Origin of the sequence: Amycolatopsis sp. NBC_01286 (assembly GCF_035982555.1) — a bacterium.
Taxonomy (GTDB): Bacteria; Actinomycetota; Actinomycetes; order Mycobacteriales; family Pseudonocardiaceae; genus Amycolatopsis.
This window is the reverse complement of the sequence record NZ_CP108428.1, coordinates 3892269-3917886: the sequence shown is the minus strand read 5'-3', so window position 1 is coordinate 3917886 and position 25618 is coordinate 3892269. Positions and strand designations below refer to the sequence as shown.

Below are 25618 nucleotides of genomic sequence, written 5' to 3'. Positions count from 1 at the left end.
GCACGCATGGGTGATCGGGAAGCGACGGCCGAGAGGCTGCTCAAGTCGAGCGCCCGGCTCTCCTACGACCCGGACGTCGACGTCCACTGGGCCGCGCCGCTCAACGAGGACCAGTTCTTCATCCCCGAACGGCTGGTTTCGCTGTACGGCACGCCGTTGTGGGACACGCTGACGCGCGCGCAACGGATCGAGCTGTCGCGCCAAGAGCTGGTCAACACCGTCAGCGTCGGCATCTGGTTCGAGATCATCCTGATGCAGATGCTGCTGCGCGCGTCCTACCGGCAGGACCCGACGACGCGGCACGTGCACTACGCGCTGACCGAGGTCGCCGACGAATGCCGCCACTCCACGATGTTCGCGACGCTGATCGAGCGCGTCGGCGGCCGGCCCTACCGCAACAACCGCTGGCTGCAACGGTCCGCGCAGGCGCTGCCGCTGATCCTGCACGGGCCCGCGATGTGGGTGGCCACGCTGATCGGCGAGGAGATCTTCGACGCGCTGCAGCGCGAGCACCTCGACGACGAGTCGGTGCAGCCGGTGGTGCGCGCGGTGATGCGGATCCACGTCACCGAAGAGGCGCGGCACGTCCGCTACGCGCGTGACGACCTGGTCCGTTCGCTGGCCGGCGCGCCGTGGTGGCGCAAGGAGTTCACGCGCGTTGTCGTTGCCGCGGGCGCGTTGCTGATGTCGCGGCTGCTGTCCCGGCCGCGGCAGTACCAGCGCGCCGGGCTCGACCCCGCGGTGGCCGTCGCGGCGGCGCGGTCGAGCGCGCACCGGCGGGAGACGCTCTCCTTCGGCGCCCGGAAACTGGTGCGGTTCCTGCGGGAGAACGACCTGATCGGCGGGCCGAGCGCGGTGCTCTGGCGCCGCGCCGGGATGCTCTAGGAGGGAAAGCCATGGCACTCAAGGATCTTCTCGTCGCGGGCACCGGCCGCTTGGCGGACCGGATCAGCACGGCGGGCGACGAAGCGGGCGAACGCGCCGACGACGTCGCGTGGCGGGTGGCGAAGCTGTCCGACAAGGCGGCCGAGCGCCTCGGTGACGTCGCGGCCGGCGCGTCCCGCCGGGTCGCGAACCGCTTGGTGCGGCTGGGCGAACGGGTCGCGGGCCGCTAACCCAGCAACGCCTTCACCAACGCGGCGATCTGCTCGGTCTCGATGAGGAACGAGTCGTGGCCGTACGGCGACGTCACCACCGCAGGCTCCGTCGTGCCCTTGATCCCGGCCGCGATCTCCGCCGACTGGTAGAACGGATAAAGCCGGTCGCTGTCCACCCCGCCGATCACCGCGCGAGCCGTCACGCGCCCGAGGGCCGCCGCGACGCCGCCGCGGTCGCGGCCGACGTCGTGGGTGTTCATCGACTCCGTCAGGACCAGGTAGCTGTTCGCGTCGAACCGGCCGGCCAGCTTCTCGGCGTGATGGTCCAAATAGGACTCGACGGCGAACCGCCCGCCCCGCAACGGATCCTCGCCGTTCTGGTAGTTCCGGCCGAACCGGTCGGCCAGCTCCGGCTCGCTGCGGTAGGTCACGTGCGCGATCCGGCGCGCGACGCCGAGGCCGCGGTACGGCCCGGCCGGCGCCGAGTAGTAGTCACCGCCGTGCCAGTCCGGGTCGGCGCGGATCGCGTGCAGCTGCGGGGCCGCCCAGGCGATCTGTTCGGCCGACGCGCGCGCCGTCGACGCCAGGACCAGCACCGTCGCCACCCGAGAGGGCAGCGATACCGCCCACTCGAGCGCGCGCATCCCGCCCATCGACCCGCCGACGACGGCCGCCCAGCGCGTGATCCCGAGCGCGTCGGCCAGCACGGCCTCGGTCGCGATCTGGTCCCGGACCGTCACGACCGGGAAGCGGCTGCCCCACGGCGTCCCGTCCGGATCGGGTGACGACGGCCCGGTCGAGCCCTGGCAGCCGCCGAGCACGTTCGGGACCACGACGAAGAACTCCGTGGTGTCCAAGGCTTTCCCGGGCCCGATCAGGCCGTCCCACCAGCCCGCGCTGGGGTGGCCGGGCTCGGCCGGCCCGGCGGCGTGGCTGTCGCCGGTCAGCGCGTGCTCGACGAGGATCGCGTTGGAGGCGTCGGAGTTCAGCGTCCCCCAAGTCTCGTAAGCCAGGGTGTACCCGGGCAGCGCGCCACCGGCCTCGAGCGTGAGCTCGGGGCCGGTGACGAACTGCCTGCGGCCTGGCGGATCACCGATCCGCCAGGCCCCGGTGACGGGCTCAGCCGTCACAGATCCGCCTTGGCCGCCCGGAATCCGGCCTCCAGGTCGGCCTTGAGGTCCTCGATGCCCTCCAGCCCGACGGCGAGCCGGACCAGGCCCGGCGTCACGCCGCTGGCCAGCTGCTCCTCCGGCGAAAGCTGGCTGTGCGTGGTCGACGCCGGGTGCACGATCAGGCTGCGGACGTCGCCGATGTTCACCAGCTGGCTGTGCAGTTCGGTGCCGTCGACGAACTTCCGGCCCGCCGCGACGCCGCCGCGCAGGTCGAACGACAGGACCGCGCCCGCGCCGCGCGGCAGGTACTTCTGCGCCGCGGAGTAGAACGGGCTGGACGGCAGGCCCGCGTAGTAGACCTTCTCGACCTCGTCGCGCTGCTCGAGCCACTCGGCGAGCGCCTGCGCGTTCGACACGTGCCGCTCGATGCGCAGCGACAGCGTCTCGATGCCCTGCAGGATCAGGAAGCTGTTCAGCGGCGAGATCGCCGCGCCGGTGTCGCGCAGGATCTGGACGCGCGCCTTGGCCGCGTACGCGCCCGGGCCGAGCGCCTCCCAGTACTTGAGACCGTGGTAGCTCGGGTCCGGCTCGTTGAAGCCCGGGAACTTCGCCGCGTCCTTGCCGAAGTCGAACGTGCCGCCGTCGACCAGCACGCCGGCGACCGTGGTGCCGTGGCCACCGAGGTACTTCGTCGCCGAGTGGACGACGATGTCGGCGCCGTGCTCGATCGGGCGCAGCAGGAACGGCGTCGGCACGGTGTTGTCGACGACCAGCGGGACACCGGCCTCGTGCGCGGTGGTGGCGACCCCGCGGATGTCGAGGACGTTGCTGCCCGGGTTGGCCAGCGTCTCGGCGAAGAACAGCTTGGTGTTCGGGCGGACGGCGGCGCGCCACTGCTCGAGGTCGTCCTGGTCCTCGACGAACGAGACCTCGATGCCCAGCTTCGGCAGCGTGTAGTGGAAGAGGTTGTAGGTGCCGCCGTAGAGCGACGGACTGGAGACGAAGTGGTCGCCCGCGTTGGCCAGGTTGAGGATCGCCGCGGTGGTGGCGGCCGAGCCGGACGCGAACGCGAGCGCCGCGACGCCGCCTTCGAGCGCGGCGACCCGCTGCTCCAGGACGTCCTGGGTCGGGTTCATGATCCGCGTGTAGATGTTGCCCGGCTCGGCCAGGCTGAACAGGTCGGCGCCGTGCTGGCTGTCGCGGAAGACGTACGACGTCGTCTGATAGATCGGCGTCGCCCGCGCGCCCGTCGCCGGATCCGGCGCGGCGCCCGCGTGGATCTGCGTGGTCTCGAAGGACCACGCCGAGGTGTCGTCCGCGCTCATCGGTTCTCCTTGCGGCTCAAGGGGGTGCTGGAGGGCTGCTTGTCCGAAGCTACTTCGGCCGAACGGAGTACCCAACCGTTCCCACGTCCTGGGAGACAGGCTACCCGGGGTTGTCGCCGAGAATTATCTTGCGAGTCGAATCTCTTTGTATCTAAGATACTTTCTACAGGGAGACTTCACGGGAGGTTGTCATGGCGGAACGGACACAGGTGCTGGTCGTGGGGGCCGGGCTCGGCGGGCTGTCGTCGTCGATGTTCCTGGCGCAGGCAGGAGTGGACGTGCTGACGGTCGAACGGCATACCGGAACGTCGGTCCACTCGCGAGCGTCCGGGCAGAACTGGCGCACGATGGAGCTGTTCCACTGGGCGGGCATCGACGACGACGTGCTGCACGCGAGCCCGCGGGCGTCGCAGGGCCTGCGGATCACGGTCGCGACCAGCCTGGCCGGGCAGGTCTTCCACCGGCTCGTGGAGGACGGCAGCGAGTTCGACGTCTCGGCCACGACCACGATGCCGCACGGCATGGCCGGGCAGGACGTCGTCGAGCCGATCCTGCTGGCGGCCGCGGAGAAGGCGGGCGCGCGCGTCCGGTTCCGGACCGAACTGATCGAGTTGGAGCAGGACGACGACGGCGTCACCGCGACGCTGCGGCACCGCGACTCCGGCGAGGAGACGGTGGTGCGCGCGGATTACGTCGTCGCGGCCGACGGCGGGCGCAGCGGGATCCGGCAGCTGCTGGGCATCCCGACCGAGGGGCTGGACGGGCTCAGCCACTGCCTGGGCGTGGTGTTCGACGCCGACCTCGGCGACCGCGTCAAGGCGGGCGTGACGGATCTCTTCTACCTGCAGAACCCGGAGTTCACCGCCGGGCTGTCGAACACCGACGTCGCCGGCCGGTACGTCTTCGCCCCGGACTACCACCCGGAGCGCGGCGAGAGCCCGGACGACTTCGGCCACGACCGGCTGGTCGCGATGATCCGCACCGCCACCGACCTGCCCGAGCTCGACCCGAAGATCGTCTGGACGGGCTCGTGGGAGATCGCCGCGCGGATCGCGGAGCGGTTCCGCGCCGGCCGCGTCTTCCTGGCCGGCGACGCGGCGAAGGTGACCCCGCCGTCGGGCGGCCAGGGCGGCAACACCGCGGTCGGCGACGGCGCGGACATCGCGTGGAAGCTCGCGTCGGTCCTCCGCGGCGACGCGGGCGACGCGCTGCTGGACACCTACGAGGCCGAGCGGAAGCCGATCGCGCGGATGATTGTCGACATGTCGCTGCACAACCTGAAGCAGCGCATGCACCCCGACCTGGACGTCTCCGGCTTGACGAAGGCCGAGGACCCCCTGGCGGCGGTCCTCGGCTTCCGCTACCGCTCGACGGCGGTGCTCGCGGAGGAGCCGGACGACGGCGCACGCGTCGAAGACGTCCACGCGCCGACCGGACGTCCCGGGTTCCGCGCGCCGGGCATGACGTCCACAGTGGACTTGTTAGGTCATTCGTGGGTCCTGCTGTGCGCGGGTGACGGCTCACGCTGGACGACCGCCGCTTCCGGCATCGGACTGGCTTGCCACGCGATCGAGGGCGAGGAGTTCGCGGCGAAGTACGGGCTGGCCCCGGGAGGCGCGTCCCTGATCCGCCCGGACGGCATCGTCGCGTGGCGCGCGAAGGAACCGGTCGACGACCCGGCGGCCGAGCTGAAGCGGGTCCTGGACGCGGTCCTGTCGCGTCAGCCGGTCTGCCGCGGCTTGTCGTGAGTGTTCAGGGCGGTTAGAACCGCCCTGAACACTCACGACCGGGCCAGCACCCAGTGGAAGGTCGCTTCGCCTTCGGGCTCGTGGATCGTCACGGGCTCGTCCGCGACCAGCGTGAAACCGGCGGCTTCGAGGAGCCGCCGGTTTTCCGCCGGGGCGTGGCTGCTGAAGAACATCGGCGTGCCGAGCCAGTCGGCTTCGACGCCGTTCGCCTCGCTGCAGCCGAGCGCGGCCAGGAACCAGCCACCGGGCCGCAGCCAGCCGGCGATCCGCTTGAAGAGGTCGCCCTGCTCCTCGCGGGGTACGTGCAGCACCGAGTAGAACGCCGTGACGGCGTCGAAACTCCCGCCCGGGAACGACACCTCCGCCATGTCGCCCTTCTCGAACCGCGCGCCCGGAACGTTCCGGCGCGCGAGATCCAGCTGCGCCGCGGAGACGTCGACGCCGAGGACGTCGTGCCGCTCGGCGAGCGACGCCGTGCACGGCACGCCCGCGCCGCAGCCGAGGTCGAGCACCGCGGCGCCGTCGGCGAGCCGGCCGGTCAGCTCCCGCAGGAACCGCAGCCGCGGGTCGTCGGTGATGCGCGCGCTCCACTCGAGGTAGCGCTCCGCCGAGCTGTCGTAGCCGGATTCGACGATCCGCCGGGGTTCGCTCACCCTGCCGACCCTAGCGAGCCGGGCGATCCGTTTTCGGCCAGAATGAGGCCGTGGTGTCGGTGCGCAGCGTGGTCGACCGGGTGGGGCCGACGCTGCTCCACGCGCTCCAGGTGCCCGACGACTCGCCCGCCGTCGCCGACGTCGTGATCGCCGAGCCCGGCGGGGGTCTCACCCTCGCCGCCGGGGATCTGGTGCTCGGGGTGGCCACCACCGGGCCCGAAGATGCCGCCGAGCTGGTGAAACAGAGCGCCGAACAGGGTGCGGCCGCCGTACTGCTCAAGCCGCCCGTCGCCGGGAAAACCCAAGTGAAACGGGCCGCGAAAGCCGCCGGGATCGCGTTGATCCAGGTGCACGCGGCGACGTCGTGGGCGCAGCTCGTGTGGCTGCTGCGGACCGTCCTCGACGCGCTCGCCGACGAGTCCGAGAACCTCGAGAACGACACCGGCTCCGGCGACCTGTTCCGGCTCGCCGACGCCGTCGCGTCCGTTGTGGACGCTCCGGTGACCATCGAGGACACCAACTCGCGCGTGCTCGCCTACTCCGCCCGCCAGGACCTCACCGACCCCGCGCGCGTCGCCACGATCATGGGCCGGCGCATCCCGGACGACGTCCTCGCGCGGTTCCGCTCGCGCGGCGTGTTCCGGGAGCTGTCGCGCGGGCGGCAGACGATCTTCGTGCCGGCCCAGCGCGACGGCACGCTGCCGCGGCTGATCGTGCCGATCCGGATGGGCGGGGAGCTGCTCGGCTCGATGTGGGCGGTGGTCGCCGGGCCGGTGTCCGACGAGCGCGCGGCCGCCTTCGCCGACGCCGCCCCGGTCGTCGCCCTGCACCTGCTGCGCCGCCGGGCTTACACGGACGCGCAGCGCCGCGCGTCGGCCGAGCTGCTGCGCGGTGTGCTCGAAGGCCGGGCCAACCCGCGCAAGGCGATGGCCGAGCTGGACCTGTCCGACGAGCCGCACCGCGTGGTCGTCATCGAGGTCACCGGCGGCGACGGCCGCGACGCCGAAGGCCTGCGGCTCGCGTTGCTGGAACGGCTTTCCCAGGGCATCGGCCGCCGTCCGGTGGCGACCGAGCTGGGCGGCCTGCTCTACGCCGTGGTCCCGGACCGCGCCGGCTCCGGTGGCTGGGCCGAGCTGCGCGACGCGCTCGCGACGCAGCCGGCGTCCCGGCGCGGCGGCGCCCCGCGGGCCGCGGCCGGTTCGCCCGGCGAGATCGGCGACCTGTCGACGTCGCGCGCCCAAGCCGACGAAGCCCTCGGTCTGCTGCGCGCGGAAATCCTCGACGAGCGCGTCATCACCTTCGACGAAGCCTGGACGGCGCTGGCGCTGCACCGCGGGGCGACGGCGGCGGTGGCGGCGAAGGTCGCGGAGCTCGGGCCGCTCGGCGCGCTGCGCGTCCACGACGAGACGAGCAAAGCCGGGTACACCGACACGCTCTACGAGTGGCTGCGGCACCCCGGCGACCCGCGCGCGGCGGCGCGCGAGCTGCGGATCCACCCCAACACCCTGCGGTACCGGATGCGGAAGCTGCTGGAGCTGGTCCCGCTGGACCTCGACGACCCCGACGTCCGGCTCGCGCTGATCACCCAGCTGGTGGCGTTGCGCTGGAGCTGAGCCGATCGGCCCAACACGTCACCCATGCACTACTCCGCATGGATCGCGCCGATCGTACGGATTGTCCTTTCCCACCGAAAGAAGGTGGATTCTCGCGATTGTCCGGCGCATTTTCGCTGCACCACCCGCGGTAGCCGGGTCGTCGCAGAGGAGTGTCCATGAGTTTTCGCAGGGCCCTGAAGCTGGGCGCGGTGTCCGCGCTCTCCCTGGTTTCCCTGGCCGTCCCGGGCGCCACTGCCGGGAGCGCCGTCGCGGCGCCGAGCGGCGACTGCTTCACGCCCACGCAGTCCGCGGACCGCAGCAAGGACGGCCACGCCGACAGCCTGTCGCCGGCCGAAGCCGCCCGCGTCGAAGCCGACATGCAGAGCAAGCTGGCCGGCAAGCGCGCCGCGCTGGCGCCCGCGGCGACGTCGATCCCGGTGTACTTCCACGTGATCACCAGCGGCTCGACCGGCAACCTGCCGGCCGCCACGATCACCAAGCAGATCTCGGTGCTCAACAGCGCGTACGGCAGCAAGGGCTTCAGCTTCAGCCTGGTGAGCACGGACTACACGAACAACTCCACCTGGTACAACGGCATCACCGACGGCACGTCCGCCGAGCGCAACATGAAGAACGCGCTGCGCAAGGGCGGCAAGAACGCGCTGAACATCTACACCGCCAACCTCGGTGACGACCTGCTCGGCTGGGCGACGTTCCCGTGGAACTACACCGCGTCGCCGAAGCTCGACGGCGTCGTCATCCTCGACGAGTCCCTCCCGGGCCGCTCGGCGACCAACTACAACGAGGGCGACACGGCGACCCACGAGGTCGGCCACTGGATGGGGCTCTACCACACCTTCCAGGGCGGCTGCTCCGGTTCGGGCGACTACGTCTCCGACACCCCGGCCGAAGCGACCGCGACGTCCGGCTGCCCGGCGAGCAAGAACACCTGCTCGGCGGCGGGCAGCGACCCGATCCACAACTTCATGGACTACAGCTACGACGGTTGCATGTACGAGTTCACCGCGGGCCAGGGCACGCGCATGACCAGCTCCTGGTCGGCCTACCGCGCCTGACGCTCAAAGCCGTGAAGGCCTCCTTACCGGCCATAAGAGCCGGTAAGGAGGCCTTCACGGCTTTCACGGCACCAGCAGCGTCTTTCCCACTGTGGTGCGGGATTGCATGGCCGCGTGGGCTTCGGACGCCTGGGCCAGCGGGAGACGGCGGCCGATCACAGGGGTCAAGCGGCCTTCCGCCGCCTCCGTCAACGCCGACTTCGTGAACGTGCGCATGTCCTCGGGGCCGCCGAGCGAACGGACCAGCGTGACGTCGCGGGCGGCAGCGTCCACTTCGGACTCTTCCGCCCACGAACCGCTCGCCAGGCCGTAGATCGCCATCCGGCCGCCGCGACGCAGCAGGCCGGACGCCGCCGTGCCGATGGCGCCGCCCACTCCGTCGAAGACCACGTCGACCGCACCGGCCGCGGACGTCCAGTCCGGCCGCAGGTAGTCGACGACGACGTCGGCCCCCTGCACCTGGGCCACCTTCGCCGGGCCGCCCGCGGCGCCCACCACCGTCGCACCCGCGGCCTTCGCGAGCTGCACCAGCAGACCGCCGACGCCGCCCGCCGCCGCCTCGACGAGGACCCGGTCGCCGGGCCGTACCCCGGTCGCGTGGATCAGGCCCGTCGCCGTGCGGCCGTCCGCGAGCAGCGCCACCGCCGCGTCGAGGGCCAGGCCTTCCGGCACCGGGAACACCGCCGCCGCGTCCACCGCGACGCGCTCGGCGTACCCGCCGGACCCGCCGGTCGAGGTGACCACCCGCTGCCCGGCGAGGTCCGGGTCCACCCCCGGGCCGACCGCGCTGATCACGCCGCCGACGCCGTTGCCGGGCACGATCGGCAGCTCGGGGCGGAACGGTCCCGGGCCGCCCGCCCGCAGCTGCGTCTCGACGAACGTGATGTTCGCGAACGCCACCTCGACCACCACCTGGCCGTCCCCCGCGACGGGGTCCGGGGCCTCCCCCGGGACGAGCACTTCCGGACCGCCGAACTCCCGCATCCACACCACGCGCATGCCGCACAGGCTGCAACCTCAAGCGCGGTCGAAGTCAATGGCCTGTCGGCTCAGCACCATGAATGCGTCGAACAACTGTCCGCTCAGCACGATGACACCGCCGTCCGGGTGGCTCACCGTGAAGGACACCACCGCACCGTTTCCGGACGCAGACCGACCCAGGAGGCCGACCGTGCGTATCGCCGTTCCCCGTGAGATCAAGAAGCACGAGTACCGGGTCGCGCTGACCCCGGCCGGCGTGCACGAGCTGGTCGGGCGCGGGCACGACGTGTTCGTCGAGACCGGTGCCGGTGTCGGTTCTTCGATCTCCGACGAGGAGTACGTCGCCGCCGGCGCGAAGATCCTCGCCACCGCGGACGAGACCTGGGCCCAGGGCGAGCTCGTGCTCAAGGTCAAGGAGCCGATCGCCGAGGAGTACCCGCGCCTGCGCGCCGACCAGGTGCTGTTCACCTACCTGCACATCGCCGCCGACCGGCCGCTGACCGACGCGCTGCTGGCCGCGGGCACCACCGCGATCGCGTACGAGACCGTCCAGACCGCCAACGGCGCGCTGCCGCTGCTCGCCCCGATGTCCGAGGTCGCGGGCCGGCTGGCCCCGCAGGTCGGCGCGTACTCCCTGATGAAGCCGAGCGGCGGCCGCGGCGTGCTGCCCGGCGGCATCCCCGGCGTGCACCCCGCACGCGTAGTCGTCATCGGCGGCGGCGTAGCCGGCATCAACGCCGCCCGCGTCGCACTGGGCCTCGGCTCGGACGTCGAGATCCTGGACACCAACGTCGACCGCCTGCGCCAGATCGACAACGACTTCGGCGGCCGAATCCGAACAGTGACCTCAACCAGGCTCTCGGTAGAAGAGTCGGTACTGCAGGCGGACATGGTAGTGGGCGCAGTACTGGTCCCAGGAGCAAAAGCACCAAAGCTGGTCTCGAACGAGCTGGTCTCCCGAATGAAGCCAGGCAGCGTCCTAGTCGACATCGCAATCGACCAGGGAGGCTGCTTCGCAGACTCCCGCCCCACAACCCACGACGACCCCACGTACACGGTCCACGAGTCGGTCTTCTACTGCGTGGCAAACATGCCGGGAGCAGTCCCCCGAACCTCAACCTACGGCCTGACGAACGTCACACTGCCGTACGCAGTCCAACTGGCCGACAAGGGCTGGAAGGCAGCACTACAGGCGGACGAGGCCTTGGCAAAGGGCCTGAACACCCAGGCAGGAGCCCTGACGAACGCCCCAGTAGCGGTAGCCCACGACCTCCCGCACACCCCCCTGACCAAAGTCCTAGCCTGACCAAAGAACCAAAGAACCAAAGAAGCGGGCCCCTGTCGCAAGACAGGGGCCCGCTCCGTTGCACAAGGATCAAGCCAAAGTCGAAGCCAAGCCAGCGAACACCAGCCACGCTGGAAGGCGCACGAGAGGCACCGTGGGGGGTCCGGGGGCTCGGCCCCCGGGAGACACAACGAAGTGAGTCGAAGCGAAGCGAAGACATAACGACGGCCCGCTCAACCAACCTGGGGGTCATTGGGAGCGGGCCGCCACTGACAAGCTTAGAGGGCTTCGGAGGACTTTGCTGCACCGGGTCGGCAAGTCTGGCAAATTCTTTATCAACTCGGTCCGGCGGCCCCGCGGGCGCGGGAGCAAACCCTCTGGTCAGACGCTCGCCGCCGCTACCCCCGGTGTCCGGAACCGGTTGCGGAACGTGACGAAGGTCGCTCTCCGCCGATTCGCCCGTTCCGGGCGCACGTCTCGCCCGAGTAGGGCAGGATGCGCCCCATCAGCGGGAACGTAAGGGGACGGTATGCACGACGGCAGTGGCCGGATTGTGGTGCAGAACCTGAGCAAGCAGTTCGGCACGGTGAACGCGGTGCAGAACCTGAGTTTCACGGTCGAGCCGGGCTCGGTGACGGGCTTCCTGGGCCCGAACGGTGCCGGCAAGACGACGACGCTCCGCATGCTGCTCGGGCTGGTGACGCCGACCCAGGGGTCGGCGACGATCAACGGGCGGCCGCACTCGCAGCTGGGGAACCCGGCGCGGGTGGTGGGCTCGGTGCTCGAGAACGAGGGTTTCCACCCGAGCCGGACGGCGCGGAACCACCTGCGCGTCTACGCCGCCGCGATCGGGGTGCCCGACACCCGCGCGGACGAGGTGCTGGGCTTGGTCGGCCTGGGCAGCGCCGCCGACCGGAAGGCGGGCGGGTTCTCGCTCGGCATGCGGCAGCGGCTCGCGCTGGCGACGGCGTTGCTGGGTGACCCGCAGGTGCTGGTGCTCGACGAGCCGACGAACGGCCTGGACCCGGAGGGCATCCTCTGGCTGCGCAACTTCCTGCGCTCCTACGCCCGTGAGCAGCACCGCACGGTCCTCGTGTCGAGCCACCTGCTCAACGAGGTCGAGCAGCTGATCGACCAGGTGGTCATCATCAGCCAGGGCGTGACGCGCTACAACGGGTCGCTGGACCAGCTGCGCAAGGGCCAGCAGTCCCGGGTGCTGGTGCAGCCGGCGGACGCCGCCGCGCTGGTGAAGGCGTTGCAGGAGAACGGCGTCACCCAGGTTTCGCCGACGCCGGACGGCCGGGTCGCGGTCGCCGGGTCGAGCGTCCAGCAGATCGGTGACCTCGCCGCGAAGGCCGGGATCGCCGTCTACGGGATGCAGGAGGAGCACGCCGACCTCGAGCGGATGTTCTTCCAGCTGACCCAGGGCCAGTTCAGCGGTGGCCCCCAGGGTTATCCCCCGCAGCCGCAGTACCAGGGGCCGCCGCCGCCCGGGTACCCGCCGCAGCAGTACCCGCCGCAGGGGCCGCCGTCGGGGCCGCAACAGCAGCAGTACCAACAAGGTCCGCCGCAGGGCTGGGGAGGTCCGCAGCAGTGATGGGTAACCTGATCAAGGCGGAGTTCCGCAAGACGCTCTCGCTGAAGACGTGGTGGGTGCTGCTCATCCCATTGGCGCTGGTGGCGTTCTGGCTGACGTTCGCGTGGGGCAAGATCACCAACGACTTCGCGGACTTCCTGAGCTCGGACAGCGACGCCAGGCAGGTCACCACGTTGATCGGCCTGGACCCGAACCAGGTGCCGGTCGGGCTGCTCGCGCTGGCGCACGGCGTGAACATCGCGCAGCTCGTCCCCGGGCTGTTCGGCATCTTCGCGCTGGCGGGCGAGTATCGCAGCAAGACGATCACGACGACGTTCCTGACCGCGCCGAACCGGATCTCGGCGTTGACCGCGAAGATGCTCACCTACATCGGGTGGGGCGCGATCTACGGCCTGGTCAGCTTCGGCGTCTCGGCGATCGCCGTCATGGTGTCGGTCGACTCGGGCCGCTGGCCGTCGGCGGGCCAGTGGCTGGCCGCGCTCGGCGGGACGGTGCTGGCCGCGGTGCTGGTGACGTTGTTCGGCATCGGGTTCGGCGCGGTGCTGCGCAACGTGCCGCTCGCGGTGGTGCTGTTCCTGGTGTGGTTCCTGATCGTGGAGAACGTCCTGGTGATCCTGCTCTGGGGCCAGACGACCCTGCTGGGCGGGATCCTGCCGAACGGCACCGCGAACGGCATCGTCGGCGGCATCGCCGCGGACGCGTTCGGGTTCAACTCGCTCAACTTGCCCGCCGACGTCAACACCGGCGCGCAGCTGCTGCTGCAGTACACCGCGGCTGCGCCCGGCGTGATCTCGTGGTGGGTGTCGGCGTTGATCTTCTTCGCCTGGACGATGGTCTTCTTCGGCTTCGGCTGGCTGGGCAACCAGAAGCGCGACATCACCTGATCGAGCGATCCCGTGAGGGCCCCTTCCCGACGTCGGGAAGGGGCCCTCACGGCTTTCGGAAATATTCTGTCGGTGGCGGCGCTTAGTGTTGCTACGTGACCATCGCTCCGCCTCGTCCCCGTCAAGAGCTCCCACCTGCCGAGACCGTCGGCTGGGTCCGCAGGCTGTCCGCCGCGGCGTGGGAGCACCGCGCGACAGTCGTGCTGTCGCTGGTCGCCGCCATGTTGAGCGTCGGCGTCCAGGCCGCCAGCCCGCTGCTGGTGCGCGCGGCGGTGGACGACGCGGTGGCGGGGCAGACCGGCGCGCTGCCGGGCATCGCGGTCGTCCTGGTGACGTTGCAGCTGGTCGCGTTCGCGACCGCGTTCCTGCGCCGGTACTTCGGCGGCAAGCTCGCGCTCGACGTCCAGCACGACCTGCGCCAGCGGGTGTTCAACGCGGTGTCGCGCCTCGACGGCGGCAAGCAGGACGCCCTGCGCACCGGCCAGGTCGTCTCGCGCGCGATCTCGGACCTGCAGCTGGTCACCGGGATCCTGATGCAGATCCCGCTGTCGTTCGGCTCGGTGATCTTCGCGCTGCTGTCGTTCGTGGCGATGCTGTGGATGTCCCCGGTGCTGACGCTGATCGCGCTGGTCGTCACGCCCGCGGTCGGCATCGTCGTGACCCGCAGCCGGAAGCGGCTGTTCCCGGCGACGTGGTCGGCGCAGCAGCGCGCGGCGGACGTCGCGCAGCAGGTGGAGGAGACCGTCACCGGCGTCCGCGTCGTGAAGGGCTTCGGCCAGGAGTCGCGCGAGGTCGGCCGGCTGGAGCGCACGGCGCGCAAGCTGTTCGGGGAGCGCCTTCGCGCGGCGAAGCTGTCCGCGGTGCCGACGGCGACCACGGCCGCACTGCCCGCCGCCGGCCAGGTCGCGGTGCTCGGCATCGGCGGTGTCCTGGCGCTCAACGGCTCGATCACGCTCGGCACCTTCCTCGCCTTCGCGACCTACCTCGCCACCCTGATCGGCCCGGCCCGGATGCTGTCCGGCCTGGTCGTGCAGGCCCAGCTGACCCGCGCCGGCGCCGAACGCGTCTACGAGCTGATCGACGCACAGCCGGAGGTCGTCGACGCCGCCGGCGCGCGCCCGCTGCCGGCGGGCCCGCTCGGCATCGAGCTCGACGGCGTCCGGTTCGGCTACACCCGCAGCGAACCGGTGCTCGACGGCCTTTCGGTGACCGCGCACCCGGGCGAGACGCTCGCGCTGGTCGGCACAGCCGGGTCCGGGAAGTCGACGATCTCGCTGCTGCTGCCCCGCTTCTACGACGTGCACGCGGGCGCGATCCGCGTCGGCGGGCTCGACGTCCGGGACGTGCCGCTGCGGCAGCTGCGCCAGGCGATCGGCGTCGTGTTCGAGGAAGCGTTCCTGTTCTCCTCCTCGATCCGCGACAACATCGCCTACGGCCGGCCCGACGCGAGTGACGAGGAGATCGTCGCGGCGGCGCGCGCGGCGGAGGCCGACGAGTTCATCCGCGAGCTGCCGGAGGGCTACGAAACCCTGGTCGGCGAGCGCGGCCTGACCCTGTCGGGCGGCCAGCGGCAGCGGCTCGGGCTGGCGCGGGCGCTGATCACCGACCCGCGGATCCTGGTCCTCGACGACGCGACGTCGGCCATCGACACCGTCACCGAGGCGGCGATCCACGACACGCTGCGCTCGGTCACGGCGAGCCGCACGACCCTGCTGATCGCGCACCGGCGCTCCACCCTCGCGCTGGCCGACCGGATCGCGGTGCTCGACGACGGCCACGTCGTCGACGTCGGCACCGAGACCGAGCTGATGGCGCGCTGCCCGCTGTTCCGCGAGCTGGTCGCGGGCCCGGGTGACGGCGTCGAGGAGAAGGTCCGCTGCGAAGGCCTCGACCGCGGCCCGGCCGGCGTCACCGCGGCGCTCTGGCCGCGTGACGAGGGCAAGGACGAGGTCGACCACCTGGCCGAAGCCGCGCAGCAGCGCCGCGCCAACCCGAACAGCAGCGGGTTCGCGGGCCCGGGCGGTGGCGGTCTCGACCTGCCGCCGACCCCGGAGCTGATCGAAGGCGTCCGCAAGCTGCCCCCGGCCACCGACGAGCCGCGGCTGTCCGATGTGGACGTCACGGCGCCCGACCCGCGGTTCCGGCTGGCCGGGCTGCTGCGGCCGGTCCGCTGGCCGCTCGCGGTGGTGATCGCGCTGGTCGCGGCGGACGCGCTGGCCTCGATCGCGCTGCCGGGGCTCTACCAGTTCGGCGTCGACCACGGCGTCCGCACCGGCGTGGAGTGGGTGATCTGGCTCGCCGCCGGGATCGGCGCCGCGGTGATCGCGGCCGACTGGCTGGTGGTGCTCGCGCAGACCCGGCTGACCTCGCGCGTCGGCGAGACCGTGCTGTACGCGCTGCGCGTCCGCAGCTACGCGCACCTGCAGCGGCTCGGGCTCGACTACTACGAGCGGGAGCTGTCCGGGAAGATCATGACCCGGATGACGACCGACGTCGACGCGCTCTCGACGTTCCTGCAGACCGGGCTGGCCACCGCCGTGGTGAGCGCGCTGACGCTGGCCGGGATCACGGTGGCGCTGCTGGTCACCGACGCCGGGCTGGCGTTGTACGCGCTGGCGATGGTGCCGGTGCTGGCCGTCGCGACGGTGATCTTCCGGCGGGCGGCGTCGAAGGCCTACAACGAGGCCCGCGAGCGGGTCAGCCTGGTCAACGCGGACATGCAGGAGAACATGAGCGGCCTGCGCGTCGCCCAGGCCTACACCCGCGAAGAGCGTTCCGCCGAGGCGTTCGCGTCACGCAGTGACGACTACCGCCGCTCGCGGCTGCGGGCGCAGCGCTACGTGGCGACGTACTTCCCGCTGGTCGCGCTGATGTCCGACCTGGCGACGACCACGGTGCTGGTCGCGGGCGCGAACCGCGTGTCGGCCGGGACCCTGTCGGCCGGTGTGCTGCTCGGGTTCCTGCTGTACCTGCAGCAGTTCTTCTCCCCGATCCAGCAGCTGTCCTCGGTGTTCGACGGCTACCAGCAGGCCCGCGTCGGCCTGAACCGGATCGGCGACCTGCTGCGGACGCCGACGTCCGTCCCGCCGGCGGAACACCCGCTGGCGATCCCGGAGCGGCTGCGCGGTGAGGTCAGCTTCAAGGAGGTCGACTTCGCCTACGCGGGCACGGAGGCGAAGGCGCTGGCGCAGTTCTCGCTGGACGTCGCGGCCGGGGAGACGATCGCGCTGGTCGGCGCCACCGGCGCGGGGAAGTCGACGGCGGTGAAGCTGGTCGCGCGTTTCTACGACGCCACGGGCGGCACGGTCCGGATCGACGGCACCGACGTCCGCGAGTACGAGCTCGCCGGCCTGCGCCACCGGATGGGTGTGGTGCCGCAGGAGGCGCACCTGTTCTCCGGCACGGTGGCGGACAACGTCCGGTACGGCCGCCCGGCGGCGACGGACGCCGAGGTCGAGGCCGCGGTCCGCGCGGTGGGCGCGCTCGACGGCGTCGCGGCGCTGTCGGCCGGGTTCCTGCAGCCGGTGGGCGAGCGCGGGCGGTCGCTGTCGGCGGGGCAGCGTCAGCTGGTGGCGCTGGCCCGGGCGGAGCTGGTGGACCCGGACGTCCTGCTGCTCGACGAGGCGACGGCGGCCCTGGACCCGTCCACGGAGGCCGCGGTCCTGCGCGCGACCGAGCACCTGGCCCGCCGCCGCACGACGTTCGTCGTCGCCCACCGCCTAGCGACGGCGGCCCGCGCCGACCGCATCGTGGTCCTCGACCACGGCCGGATCGTCGAAACCGGAACCCATGAAGAGCTCTTGGCCGCGGAAAGCTACTACGCCCGCCTCTGGTCCCTCGGCTGACCGTGATCGAAGGGTCGACACGCGTGATGGGGAGGTCGACACGCGTGATTGGAGGGTCGACACGCCGGAACGAGGCCGGCCTCGCCGTGTCGACCCTCCAATCACGCGAGTTGGCTCTTCAATCACGCGAGTTGCGGGTCTGATCACACGACTTACGTCGGGAATCACGCGAGTTGCGGGTTCGCCCGCCGGGAAAGGACTCGCCGGGGCCGCCGGGGCGCGGGAGCATGGCGGGATGTTCGAACAACAGCGGGCGCCCGACCGGCAGATCCGTGCCGTGCAGACCGAGACCACCGTCCGGGTCTACCAGGCCTACTCGCCCGCGATCGCCGAGCCGGCGCTGGCGAAGCAGACGTTCGTCGCGCCGTTCAAGCGGGACCGGATGACGTGGATCAAGCCGTCGTTCCGGTGGATGGCCTACCGGTGCGGCTACGGGACCAAGCCCGGGCAGGAGGTCGTACTGGCGATCGACATCACCCGCGACGGCTTCGAGTGGGCCCTGGCCCACGCGGCGCTGAGCCACCCCGGCCGCGACCAGGAGAAAGAAGCCTGGGAAGCACAGGTCAAGACCAGTCCCGTCCGGATCCAGTGGGACCCCGAACGTGACCTCAACCACCAGGCGCAGAACTTCCGGGCGATCCAGGTCGGCCTGAGCGGCGAGGCCGTCGACCGCTACGTCGACGAGTGGATCACCGCCGTCACCGACGTCACGCCGGTGATGCACCGGATCCACCAGCACCTGCGGGACTACGAGCTGCACAAGGCCGTGAAACTCGTCCCGCACGAGCCGCCGTACGAGCTCCCCGAAGACCTCGCGCGGGCCATCGACGCCGACGGCTGAACCCGGGTCAAGGCAGCGCCCGCCACTTCAGCGAACCCAGCCCCCGCGGCCTCGACGTCGGGGCGCACCGCCCAGCGGAACGTCCCCGGCCGGACGTGCACGCCGGCGCCGACCAGCCAGTCCGGCTCATCGGGTTCGACGTGCTCCTGCTCCTCGAAGTCGGCCACGGTCGGCCACACGGCCGCGCACGAATCGCACCGCAGCACAACCGCGCCGGACTCGGTGACCAGCGGCCTGACCAGGCCCTGGTCCCAGAACGACGGACATTCGACCAGCCACATCCACCCAGCAGAACCGGCCGGGGTGAACGGCGGCGGAGCGCTCGGCGACGAGCCCGCCAACCCTGGCGAAAACCCTGTACCCGGTCCACTGCTTAAGGTTCTCTTAGCACATCTTGATCGTGTCAGTGACCGATGCCCTAGTGCGCCACGCCTCACACAGGCCGGTTCCATCACATCGCACTCATCGAGGGGGTTAGCCTGGTAGGCGCATCAACGGATTCAAGATCGAGATCGAGACGGATAGAGGCGAGCCCAAGCCGTGTCCAGCAGCAGCCCTGCGTCACAGTTCGGCCCCAACGAGTGGCTGGTCGAAGAGATGTACGACCAGTTCCTCGCTGACCCATCTTCAGTCGATGCCGCGTGGCACGACTTCTTCGCGGACTTCAAGCCGACGCAGAACGCTCAGACCAAGGCGGACAACGCCCGGCAGCAGCAGGCCGGCGCCAAGCCCGCGACCAACGGACAGGCCACGGCGCCGTCGACGAAGGCGGTGCAGAACGCGGAGTCCGCGGCCAAGCAGACGTCGACGCCCGCCACCACCACCGCGCCCGCCAAGCCGGCTCCGAAGCCCGCCGCGACCGCGGCGAGCGCCTCGAAGACCGCGCCCAAGGCCGCGTCGACCAGCCCGGCCAAGACCGAGGTGAAGCCGCAGGCCAAGGACGAACCGGAGTCGAAGCAGCTCCGCGGCGCCGCGGCGGCGATCGCCAAGAACATGGACGCGTCGCTGTCCGTGCCGACCGCGACCAGCGTGCGCGCGGTCCCGGCGAAGCTGATGGCCGACAACCGCATCGTCATCAACAACCACCTCAAGCGCACCCGCGGTGGCAAGATCTCCTTCACGCACCTCATCGGCTTCGCCATGGTGCGGGCGCTGAAGGACTACCCGAACCTGAACCGGCACTACCAGCAGATCGACGGCAAGCCGTTCGCGATCACGCCGGAGCACGTCAACTTCGGGCTCGCCATCGACATGAAGGGCAAGGACGGTTCCCGCAACCTCGTCGTGGCCTCGGTCAAGAACGTCGGGGACATGTCGTTCCTGCAGTTCTGGCAGGCCTACGAGGACATCGTCAAGAAGGCCCGCAACAACAAGCTGACCGCGGACGACTTCGCCGGCACCACCATCTCGCTGACCAACCCGGGCGGCATCGGCACCAACCACTCGGTGCCGCGCCTGCAGGCCGGCCAGGGCGCGATCATCGGCGTCGGCGCCATGCAGTACCCGGCGGCGTTCGAGGGCACCAGCGAGAAGACGCTGGTCGACCTCGGCATCAGCAAGATCATGACGCTGACCTCGACCTACGACCACCGCATCATCCAGGGTGCGGAGTCCGGCGAGTTCCTCAAGCGCATCCACCAGCTGCTGCTCGGCGAAGACGGCTTCTACGACGACGTCTTCACCAGCCTGCGCCTGCCGTACGAGCCGATCCGCTGGGTCGCCGACATCCCCGAGGGCCCGGTCGACAAGACCGCCCGCGTGATCGAGCTGATCGACGCGTTCCGGATGCGCGGTCACCTGATGGCCGACACGGACCCGCTGAACTACCGCCAGCGCAGCCACGCCGACCTCGACGTGCTGAGCCACGGCCTCACCCTGTGGGACCTGGACCGCGAGTTCCCGGTCGGCGGCTTCGCCGGCCAGGAGCGGATGAAGCTGCGCGACATCCTCGGCGTGCTGCGCAACTCGTACTGCCGCACCGTCGGCATCGAGTACACGCACATCCTCGACCCCGAGGAGCGCCGCTGGATCCAGGAGCGCGTCGAGATCCCGCACGAGAAGCCGGACCCCGCGGTCCAGAAGTACGTGCTCTCGAAGCTGAACGCCGCCGAGGCGTTCGAGACGTTCCTGCAGACCAAGTACGTCGGCCAGAAGCGGTTCAGCCTCGAAGGCGGCGAGACGGCGATCCCGCTGCTCGACACCCTGCTGGACAAGGCCGCCGAGCACGAGCTCGACGAGGTCGTCATCGGCATGCCGCACCGCGGCCGGCTCAACGTGCTGGCCAACATCGTCGGCAAGCCGATCTCGCAGATCTTCCAGGAGTTCGAGGGCAACCTCGACCCGGGCCAGGCGCACGGTTCCGGTGACGTGAAGTACCACCTCGGCGCCGAGGGCAAGTACTTCCGGATGTTCGGCGACGGCGAGACGAAGGTGTCGCTGACGGCGAACCCGTCGCACCTGGAGACCGTGGACCCGGTGCTCGAGGGCATCGTCCGCGCGAAGCAGGACCTCCTGGACAAGGGCGGCGAGGGCTACACCGTGCTGCCGGTCCTGATGCACGGCGACGCGGCCTTCGCGGGCCAGGGCGTCGTCGCCGAGACGCTGAACCTGTCGCTGCTGCGCGGGTACCGCACCGGCGGCACCGTGCACGTGATCGTCAACAACCAGGTCGGCTTCACCACCGCGCCGGAGCACTCGCGCTCCAGCCAGTACGCCACCGACGTCGCGAAGATGATCGGCTCGCCGATCTTCCACGTGAACGGCGACGACCCGGAGGCCGCGCACTGGGTGGCCAAGCTGGCCGTCGAGTACCGGCAGGCGTTCCACAAGGACGTCGTGATCGACCTGATCTGCTACCGCCGCCGCGGGCACAACGAGGGCGACGACCCTTCGATGACGCAGCCGGCGATGTACGACATCATCGACACGAAGCGCTCGGTCCGGAAGGGCTACACCGAGTCGCTGATCGGCCGCGGCGACATCTCCGTCGAGGAGGCCGAGGCCGCGCTGCGCGACTTCTCGAGCCAGCTGGAGCACGTCTTCAACGAGGTCCGCGAGCTGGAGAAGCACCCGGCGAAGGCGAGCCCCTCGGTCGAGGAAGAGCAGCAGGTCCCGGCGAAGGTGACGACGTCGATCAGCAGCGAGACGCTGGAGCACATCGGCGACGCGTTCGTGAACGTGCCCGAGGGCTTCACGCCGCACCCGCGCGTCAAGCCGGTCATGGAGCGCCGCCACAAGATGTCCCGCGAAGGCGACATCGACTGGGCGTTCGGCGAGCTGCTGGCGTTCGGGTCCCTCGCGCTGGAAGGCCGGCTCATCCGGCTGTCCGGCCAGGACTCGCGGCGCGGCACGTTCACCCAGCGGCACTCGGTGTTCATCGACCGCAAGACGGGCCAGGAGTACTCGCCGCTGCAGAACCTGGCCGACGGCCAGGGCCGCGTGATGATCTACGACTCGGCGCTGTCGGAGTACGCGGCCGTCGGTTTCGAGTACGGCTACTCGGTGGCGAACTCCGAGGCGCTCGTGATGTGGGAAGCGCAGTTCGGTGACTTCGTCAACGGCGCGCAGACCGTCATCGACGAGTACATCTCCTCGGGCGAAGCCAAGTGGGGCCAGCGCTCCGACGTCGTGCTGCTGCTGCCGCACGGCCACGAGGGCCAGGGCCCGGACCACACCTCCGGCCGCATCGAGCGCTTCCTGGCGCTGTGCGCCGAAGGCTCGATGACCGTCGCGGTGCCCTCCACCCCGGCGAACTACTTCCACCTGCTGCGCCGGCACGCCCTCGACGGCATCCAGCGCCCGCTGGTCGTCTTCACGCCGAAGTCGATGCTGCGCAACAAGGCCGCGACGTCGGCGACCGGCGACTTCACCGGCCAGTCCCGGTTCATGTCGGTCATCGACGACGTGACGCCGGATCCGGCGAAGGTCCGCAAGGTGCTGCTGACCTCCGGGAAGCTGTACTGGGAGCTGGTGGCGGAGCGGACGAAGCGCGAGGCGGACGACGTCGCGATCGTGCGGATCGAGCAGTACTACCCGCTGCCGAAGAAGAAGCTGCTGGCGGCGCTGGAGCGCTACACCAACGCGACGCAGGTCGCGTGGGTCCAGGAGGAGCCGGAAAACCAGGGTGGGTGGCCGTTCTTCGGCCTGAACCTGCCCCGGAAGTTCCCGGAGGTGCTCTCGGGCCTGCAGGTCGTCTCACGGCGTCCGATGGCGGCGCCGTCGGCCGGCTCGTCGAAGGTGCACGAGGTGGAGCAGAAGGCGCTGATCTCGAAGGCGTTCGACTGACCGCTTGACCACGGCGAAGGCCCCCGCACCACGGTGTGCGGGGGCCTTCGTCGTCGCGAGCGGAGCCGGTCAGACGGTCAGCGACCAGGTGTCGATGCGCCCGGTGTCGGCCGACGCGACGTCCTGGACGCGCAGCGTCCAGGTGCCGTTCGCGGCTTCGCCGGAGACGTTCGCGCTGTAGGTCGTGTTGATGTTGTCGGACGAGTCACTGCCGGAGTTCTTCAGCCGGTACGCGGAACCGTCCGGCGCGACCAGGTCGATCACCAGGTCGCCGACGTAGGTGTGGACGATGTGGACCTCCACCGCCGACGTCGCCGACGCGTTGCGCGCGCAGCCCGAGACGCTCACGCTGCTCGTCACCGCGGCGCCGCGGTCGGGGATGGCGACGTCGGTGCCGTTGGTGACCGTGCCGCAGGTCGGCGGCGGGGTGGTGCCGGTGCCCGTGTAGAGCAGGACGTTCGGCGAGCCCGTGCCCGGGCTGGTCACCTTCCCCGTGGTGCCGTTCGCGACGAGCGCGTCGCGGACCTGCTGCGGCGTCGCACCCGGGTTGGCGGCCAGGTACAGCGCCGCCGCGCCGACGACGTGCGGGGTCGCCATCGACGTCCCGCTGATCGTGTTCGTGGCGGTGGTGCTGCCGATCCACGACGACGTGATGCCGCTGCCCGGCGCGAAGATGTCGAGGCAGGTGCCGATGTTGGAGTAGCTCGCGCGGGCGTCGGTCGACGTCGTCGCACCGACCGTGATGCCCGCCGGGACGCGGCCCGGGGAGCCGTTGCACGCGTTGGCGCCGTTGTCGTTGCCCGCCGCGAGGCCGTAGGTGACGCCCGACGCGATCGAGCGCTGGACGGCGGCGTCCAGCGTGCTCGACGCGCCACCGCCGAGGCTCATGTTAGCCACCGCGGGCTTGATCGCGTTCGCCGTCACCCAGTCGACGCCGGCGATCACGCCCGCCGTCGTGCCGGAGCCGCTGCAGTTCAGCACCCGGACGCCGACCAGCTTGACCTCCTTGGCCAGGCCGTACTGCGCGCCGCCGATGGTGCCGGCGACGTGCGTGCCGTGCCCCTGGCAGTCGGTGGCGTCGCCGTCGTTGTCGACGAAGTCGTAGCCCGACGTCGCGCGCCCGCCGAAGGTGCTGTGCGTCAGGTTGATGCCGGTGTCGATGACGTACGCGCGCACGGTCGACGCCGTGGTGCTGTAGCTGTACTTCTGGTCCAGTGGCAGGTTCCGCTGGTCGACCCGGTCCAAGCCCCACGACGGCGGGTTCAGCTGGTCGGCACTCGCCCGCACGACCCGGCTCTGCTCCACAAAGGACACATCGGGATCGGCCGCGACGCGCTTGGCCTGCGCTTCGGACATCGCGGCGGTGAAGCCGTGCAGGGCCGCCGAGAACGTCCGCTCGACGGTGCCGCCGTGCCGGCCGGTGACGCCCTGGGCCGTGCCGCCCTTGAGCACGACGATGTAGCTGTCCTTGACGGCGTCGGCGCCGCCGGCGCCGGCGATCGTGCCTTCCCGCGCGGTCGCGACGGCGGTGCCGCCCAGGACGGTCACCGCCGAGACCGCTGCCACCACACCGATTCTCCTGAAGATTCCCCGAGAGCTCCGCAAGGTTTCGTCCCTTCTGGGCAGGGGTGAAAGGTGCCCGAACTGTAGGTCGACCCTGGTCAAAATAGAAAGATCGACCTGTTTGTCCGGTTTCGGAACCACTCGAACGGTCCCCTACCAAAGTCGGCCGGAAAACTGCGTCGCCCCGAACCGCGTCCCACGGCATGCTGACGGTCATGCTCATCCGCCGCGAGACACCCGGTGACCAGGCCGCCGTCCACTCGGTGCACGCCGAAGCCTTCCGCCGCGAACCGGGCGTGACTCCCGTCGAAGCCCCGCTCGTCGACGACCTGCGCGCCGACGGGGACCTGATCGGCGCGTTGTCGTTCGTCGCGGTCCGCGACGGCGAGGTCGTCGGGCACGTCTGCTGCAGCCCGGCGCGGCTCGGCGACGACACCGGCGTCTCGGTCGGCCTCGGCCCGCTCGGCGTACGGCCCGCGCACCACCGCGACGGCGTCGGTTCGGCGCTGGTGCACACGGTGCTCGGCGCGGCGGACGCCCTGGGCTACGGCCTCGTCGTGCTGCTCGGCGACCCCGGCTACTACTCGCGCTTCGGGTTCGTCCTCGCGGCGACGCTCGGCGTCACGCCGCCGGAACCGGGCTGGGCCGAGCACTTCCAGGCCCGCCCGCTCGCGGCGTACCGAGCCACGCACCAGGGCGCGTTCACCTACGCGCCGGCCTTTTCCCGCATCTGAACAGGAGCCCCGCACGCATGTACGCACCCCGTTCGTCGGTCGGTGTCCGGATCAACCGCGAGCAGCCGCCGTCCCGGCTGCGTGAGCTGGCGCGGCAGGCCGAGGCCGCCGGGCTCGACGAGCTGTGGCTCGTCGAGGACTGCTTCTGGGCGGCCGGGATCTCGACGGTCGCCACGGCGCTGGAGACGACGTCGACGATCAAGATCGGCATCGGCGTGATGCCGGTGGTGGCGCGCAACCCGGCGATCGCGGCGATGGAGCTCGCGGCGCTGGCGGAGCTGCACCCGGGCCGGCTGATCGCCGGCTTCGGCCACGGCGTGCCGGCGTGGATGAAGCAGATCGGCGCGTACCCGGCGTCCCCGCTCGCGGCGCTGGAGGAGACGCTCGTCGCGGTCCGGCGCCTGCTGGCGGGCGACCGGGTCTCGGTGTCCGGGCGGTACGTCTCGCTGGACGAGGTGGAGCTGGTGTTCCCGCCGGCGTCGCCGCCGCCCCTGGTGGCGGGCGTCCGCCGGCCGAAGTCGCTGGCGATCGCGGGCGCGACGGCGGACGGCACGATCCTCGCCGAGCCGTCCCCGCCGGAGTACGTCCGCTCGGCGCTCGCGGCCATCGCCCCGGGACGCGAGCGGGACGGCGCTCCGGCGAGCCACACGGTGGTGACGTACAACTGGCTGGCCCTGGGCGACCCCGAACGGGCGCGGCTGACGGTGGCCGAGTCGCTGACGCCGGGCGCGCGGGTGCAGGTCCAGGACCTGCCGTTCGCCGACGAGCTGCTGGCGCTGGTGGATTCGGCGTCCACAGTGGACGAACTGGCGGCGGGCCTGCGTCCGGAGTGGATCGAGCAGCTGGCCGTCTGCGGCGACCTGGCCTCGTGCGTCGCCCGCGTCCACGCCCTGCACGAAGCGGGCAGCGGCTCGGTGGTCCTGCTGCCGCTGCCGGAGGAGCCGCCGGAGGAAGGCATCGAGGCGGCCGGCCAGGTGGCGGCCGCCCTGCGTGCCTGA

At 71.0% G+C, this 25618-nt stretch carries 18 protein-coding genes; 13 read left to right on the top strand and 5 right to left on the bottom strand.

What is annotated here, in order from left to right; translation table 11 throughout:
* Positions 1-6: 6 nt before the first annotated feature.
* Both OG570_RS18940 and OG570_RS18935 read left to right on the top strand, forming a co-directional pair.
* The gene (locus OG570_RS18940; RefSeq protein WP_326958022.1) at positions 7-885 is read left to right on the top strand and encodes an AurF N-oxygenase family protein; all 879 of its coding nucleotides are present in this window, start codon (positions 7-9) and stop codon (positions 883-885) included.
* An 11-nt stretch (positions 886-896) separates the two neighbouring features.
* Complete coding sequence (locus OG570_RS18935; protein ID WP_247057370.1) at positions 897-1115, top strand: hypothetical protein; 219 nt, start codon at positions 897-899, stop codon at positions 1113-1115.
* Here the strand turns inward: OG570_RS18935 and metX are convergent.
* Complete coding sequence (metX, locus tag OG570_RS18930) at positions 1112-2227, bottom strand: homoserine O-acetyltransferase MetX (protein ID WP_326958019.1); 1116 nt, start codon at positions 2225-2227, stop codon at positions 1112-1114. The genes OG570_RS18935 and metX overlap by 4 nt on opposite strands.
* Positions 2224-3534, bottom strand: a complete 1311-nt coding sequence (locus OG570_RS18925) for a bifunctional o-acetylhomoserine/o-acetylserine sulfhydrylase (protein ID WP_247057373.1) — start codon at positions 3532-3534, stop codon at positions 2224-2226. Before OG570_RS18925 ends, metX begins: the two co-directional genes overlap by 4 nt.
* Before the next feature lie 191 nt (positions 3535-3725).
* Here OG570_RS18925 and rdmE point away from each other — a divergent pair, with 191 nt between their 5' ends.
* Positions 3726-5282 carry an aklavinone 12-hydroxylase RdmE gene (gene rdmE, locus OG570_RS18920; protein ID WP_326958016.1) on the top strand — a complete coding sequence of 519 codons (1557 nt, stop codon included), beginning with the start codon at positions 3726-3728 and terminating at the stop codon, positions 5280-5282.
* Between the two features lie 32 nt (positions 5283-5314).
* Here the strand turns inward: rdmE and OG570_RS18915 are convergent, their stop codons facing one another.
* On the bottom strand, positions 5315-5935 hold the full coding sequence (locus tag OG570_RS18915) for a class I SAM-dependent methyltransferase (RefSeq protein WP_326958014.1): 621 nt from the start codon (positions 5933-5935) through the stop codon (positions 5315-5317).
* A 50-nt stretch (positions 5936-5985) separates the two neighbouring features.
* Here OG570_RS18915 and OG570_RS18910 point away from each other — a divergent pair, with 50 nt between their 5' ends.
* Both OG570_RS18910 and OG570_RS18905 read left to right on the top strand, forming a co-directional pair.
* Positions 5986-7548 carry a PucR family transcriptional regulator gene (locus OG570_RS18910; RefSeq protein ID WP_326958012.1) on the top strand — a complete coding sequence of 521 codons (1563 nt, stop codon included), beginning with the start codon at positions 5986-5988 and terminating at the stop codon, positions 7546-7548.
* A 158-nt stretch (positions 7549-7706) separates the two neighbouring features.
* Positions 7707-8606 carry a zinc metalloprotease gene (locus tag OG570_RS18905; RefSeq protein ID WP_326944245.1) on the top strand — a complete coding sequence of 300 codons (900 nt, stop codon included), beginning with the start codon at positions 7707-7709 and terminating at the stop codon, positions 8604-8606.
* A gap of 63 nt (positions 8607-8669) precedes the next feature.
* Here OG570_RS18905 and OG570_RS18900 read toward each other — a convergent pair whose 3' ends face one another.
* Complete coding sequence (locus OG570_RS18900; RefSeq protein WP_326958009.1) at positions 8670-9605, bottom strand: zinc-binding dehydrogenase; 936 nt, start codon at positions 9603-9605, stop codon at positions 8670-8672.
* 172 nt (positions 9606-9777) lie between these two features.
* Here OG570_RS18900 and ald point away from each other — a divergent pair, with 172 nt between their 5' ends.
* The 6 genes from ald to OG570_RS18870 all read left to right on the top strand — a co-directional run bounded on the left by ald (position 9778) and on the right by OG570_RS18870 (position 22323).
* The gene (gene ald, locus OG570_RS18895; protein WP_326958007.1) at positions 9778-10893 is read left to right on the top strand and encodes an alanine dehydrogenase; all 1116 of its coding nucleotides are present in this window, start codon (positions 9778-9780) and stop codon (positions 10891-10893) included.
* 508 nt (positions 10894-11401) lie between these two features.
* Positions 11402-12469 (top strand): ABC transporter ATP-binding protein, encoded by a 1068-nt coding sequence (locus tag OG570_RS18890; protein WP_326944247.1) that lies wholly within the window; start codon positions 11402-11404, stop codon positions 12467-12469.
* Positions 12469-13353, top strand: a complete 885-nt coding sequence (locus OG570_RS18885; RefSeq protein ID WP_326944248.1) for an ABC transporter permease — start codon at positions 12469-12471, stop codon at positions 13351-13353. Before OG570_RS18890 ends, OG570_RS18885 begins: the two co-directional genes overlap by 1 nt.
* Positions 13354-13448: 95 nt before the next feature.
* On the top strand, positions 13449-17198 hold the full coding sequence (locus OG570_RS18880) for an ABC transporter ATP-binding protein (protein ID WP_326944249.1): 3750 nt from the start codon (positions 13449-13451) through the stop codon (positions 17196-17198).
* Between the two features lie 235 nt (positions 17199-17433).
* A complete protein-coding gene (locus OG570_RS18875) occupies positions 17434-18039 on the top strand; it encodes a DUF4291 domain-containing protein (RefSeq protein WP_326958005.1) in 606 nt (201 codons plus the stop codon).
* Between the two features lie 540 nt (positions 18040-18579).
* Positions 18580-22323: a multifunctional oxoglutarate decarboxylase/oxoglutarate dehydrogenase thiamine pyrophosphate-binding subunit/dihydrolipoyllysine-residue succinyltransferase subunit gene (locus OG570_RS18870; RefSeq protein WP_326944252.1), complete on the top strand. Its 3744-nt coding sequence runs from the start codon at positions 18580-18582 to the stop codon at positions 22321-22323.
* Positions 22324-22392: 69 nt separating this feature from the next.
* On the opposite strand, the gene OG570_RS18865 is transcribed toward OG570_RS18870, so the two are convergent.
* Positions 22393-23898 (bottom strand): S8 family peptidase, encoded by a 1506-nt coding sequence (locus OG570_RS18865; RefSeq protein WP_326960078.1) that lies wholly within the window; start codon positions 23896-23898, stop codon positions 22393-22395.
* A 203-nt stretch (positions 23899-24101) separates the two neighbouring features.
* Here OG570_RS18865 and OG570_RS18860 point away from each other — a divergent pair, with 203 nt between their 5' ends.
* Positions 24102-24620, top strand: coding sequence for a GNAT family N-acetyltransferase (locus OG570_RS18860; protein ID WP_326958003.1), 519 nt, complete (start codon positions 24102-24104; stop codon positions 24618-24620).
* A 17-nt stretch (positions 24621-24637) separates the two neighbouring features.
* Entirely contained in the window at positions 24638-25618 is a 981-nt protein-coding gene (locus tag OG570_RS18855; protein ID WP_326958001.1) for an LLM class flavin-dependent oxidoreductase, read from the top strand.

What these genes read in the sequence shown, in the direction of transcription:
- OG570_RS18940 (WP_326958022.1), top strand. Translation starts at nt 7, where the DNA reads ATGGGTGATCGGGAAGCGACGGCCGAGAGGCTGCTCAAGTCGAGCGCC.
- OG570_RS18935 (WP_247057370.1), top strand. Translation starts at nt 897, where the DNA reads ATGGCACTCAAGGATCTTCTCGTCGCGGGCACCGGCCGCTTGGCGGAC.
- OG570_RS18925 (WP_247057373.1), bottom strand. Translation starts at nt 3,534, where the DNA reads ATGAGCGCGGACGACACCTCGGCGTGGTCCTTCGAGACCACGCAGATC.
- rdmE (WP_326958016.1), top strand. Translation starts at nt 3,726, where the DNA reads ATGGCGGAACGGACACAGGTGCTGGTCGTGGGGGCCGGGCTCGGCGGG.
- OG570_RS18905 (WP_326944245.1), top strand. Translation starts at nt 7,707, where the DNA reads ATGAGTTTTCGCAGGGCCCTGAAGCTGGGCGCGGTGTCCGCGCTCTCC.
- OG570_RS18900 (WP_326958009.1), bottom strand. Translation starts at nt 9,605, where the DNA reads ATGCGCGTGGTGTGGATGCGGGAGTTCGGCGGTCCGGAAGTGCTCGTC.
- OG570_RS18890 (WP_326944247.1), top strand. Translation starts at nt 11,402, where the DNA reads ATGCACGACGGCAGTGGCCGGATTGTGGTGCAGAACCTGAGCAAGCAG.
- OG570_RS18885 (WP_326944248.1), top strand. Translation starts at nt 12,469, where the DNA reads ATGGGTAACCTGATCAAGGCGGAGTTCCGCAAGACGCTCTCGCTGAAG.
- OG570_RS18875 (WP_326958005.1), top strand. Translation starts at nt 17,434, where the DNA reads ATGTTCGAACAACAGCGGGCGCCCGACCGGCAGATCCGTGCCGTGCAG.
- OG570_RS18860 (WP_326958003.1), top strand. Translation starts at nt 24,102, where the DNA reads ATGCTCATCCGCCGCGAGACACCCGGTGACCAGGCCGCCGTCCACTCG.
- OG570_RS18855 (WP_326958001.1), top strand. Translation starts at nt 24,638, where the DNA reads ATGTACGCACCCCGTTCGTCGGTCGGTGTCCGGATCAACCGCGAGCAG.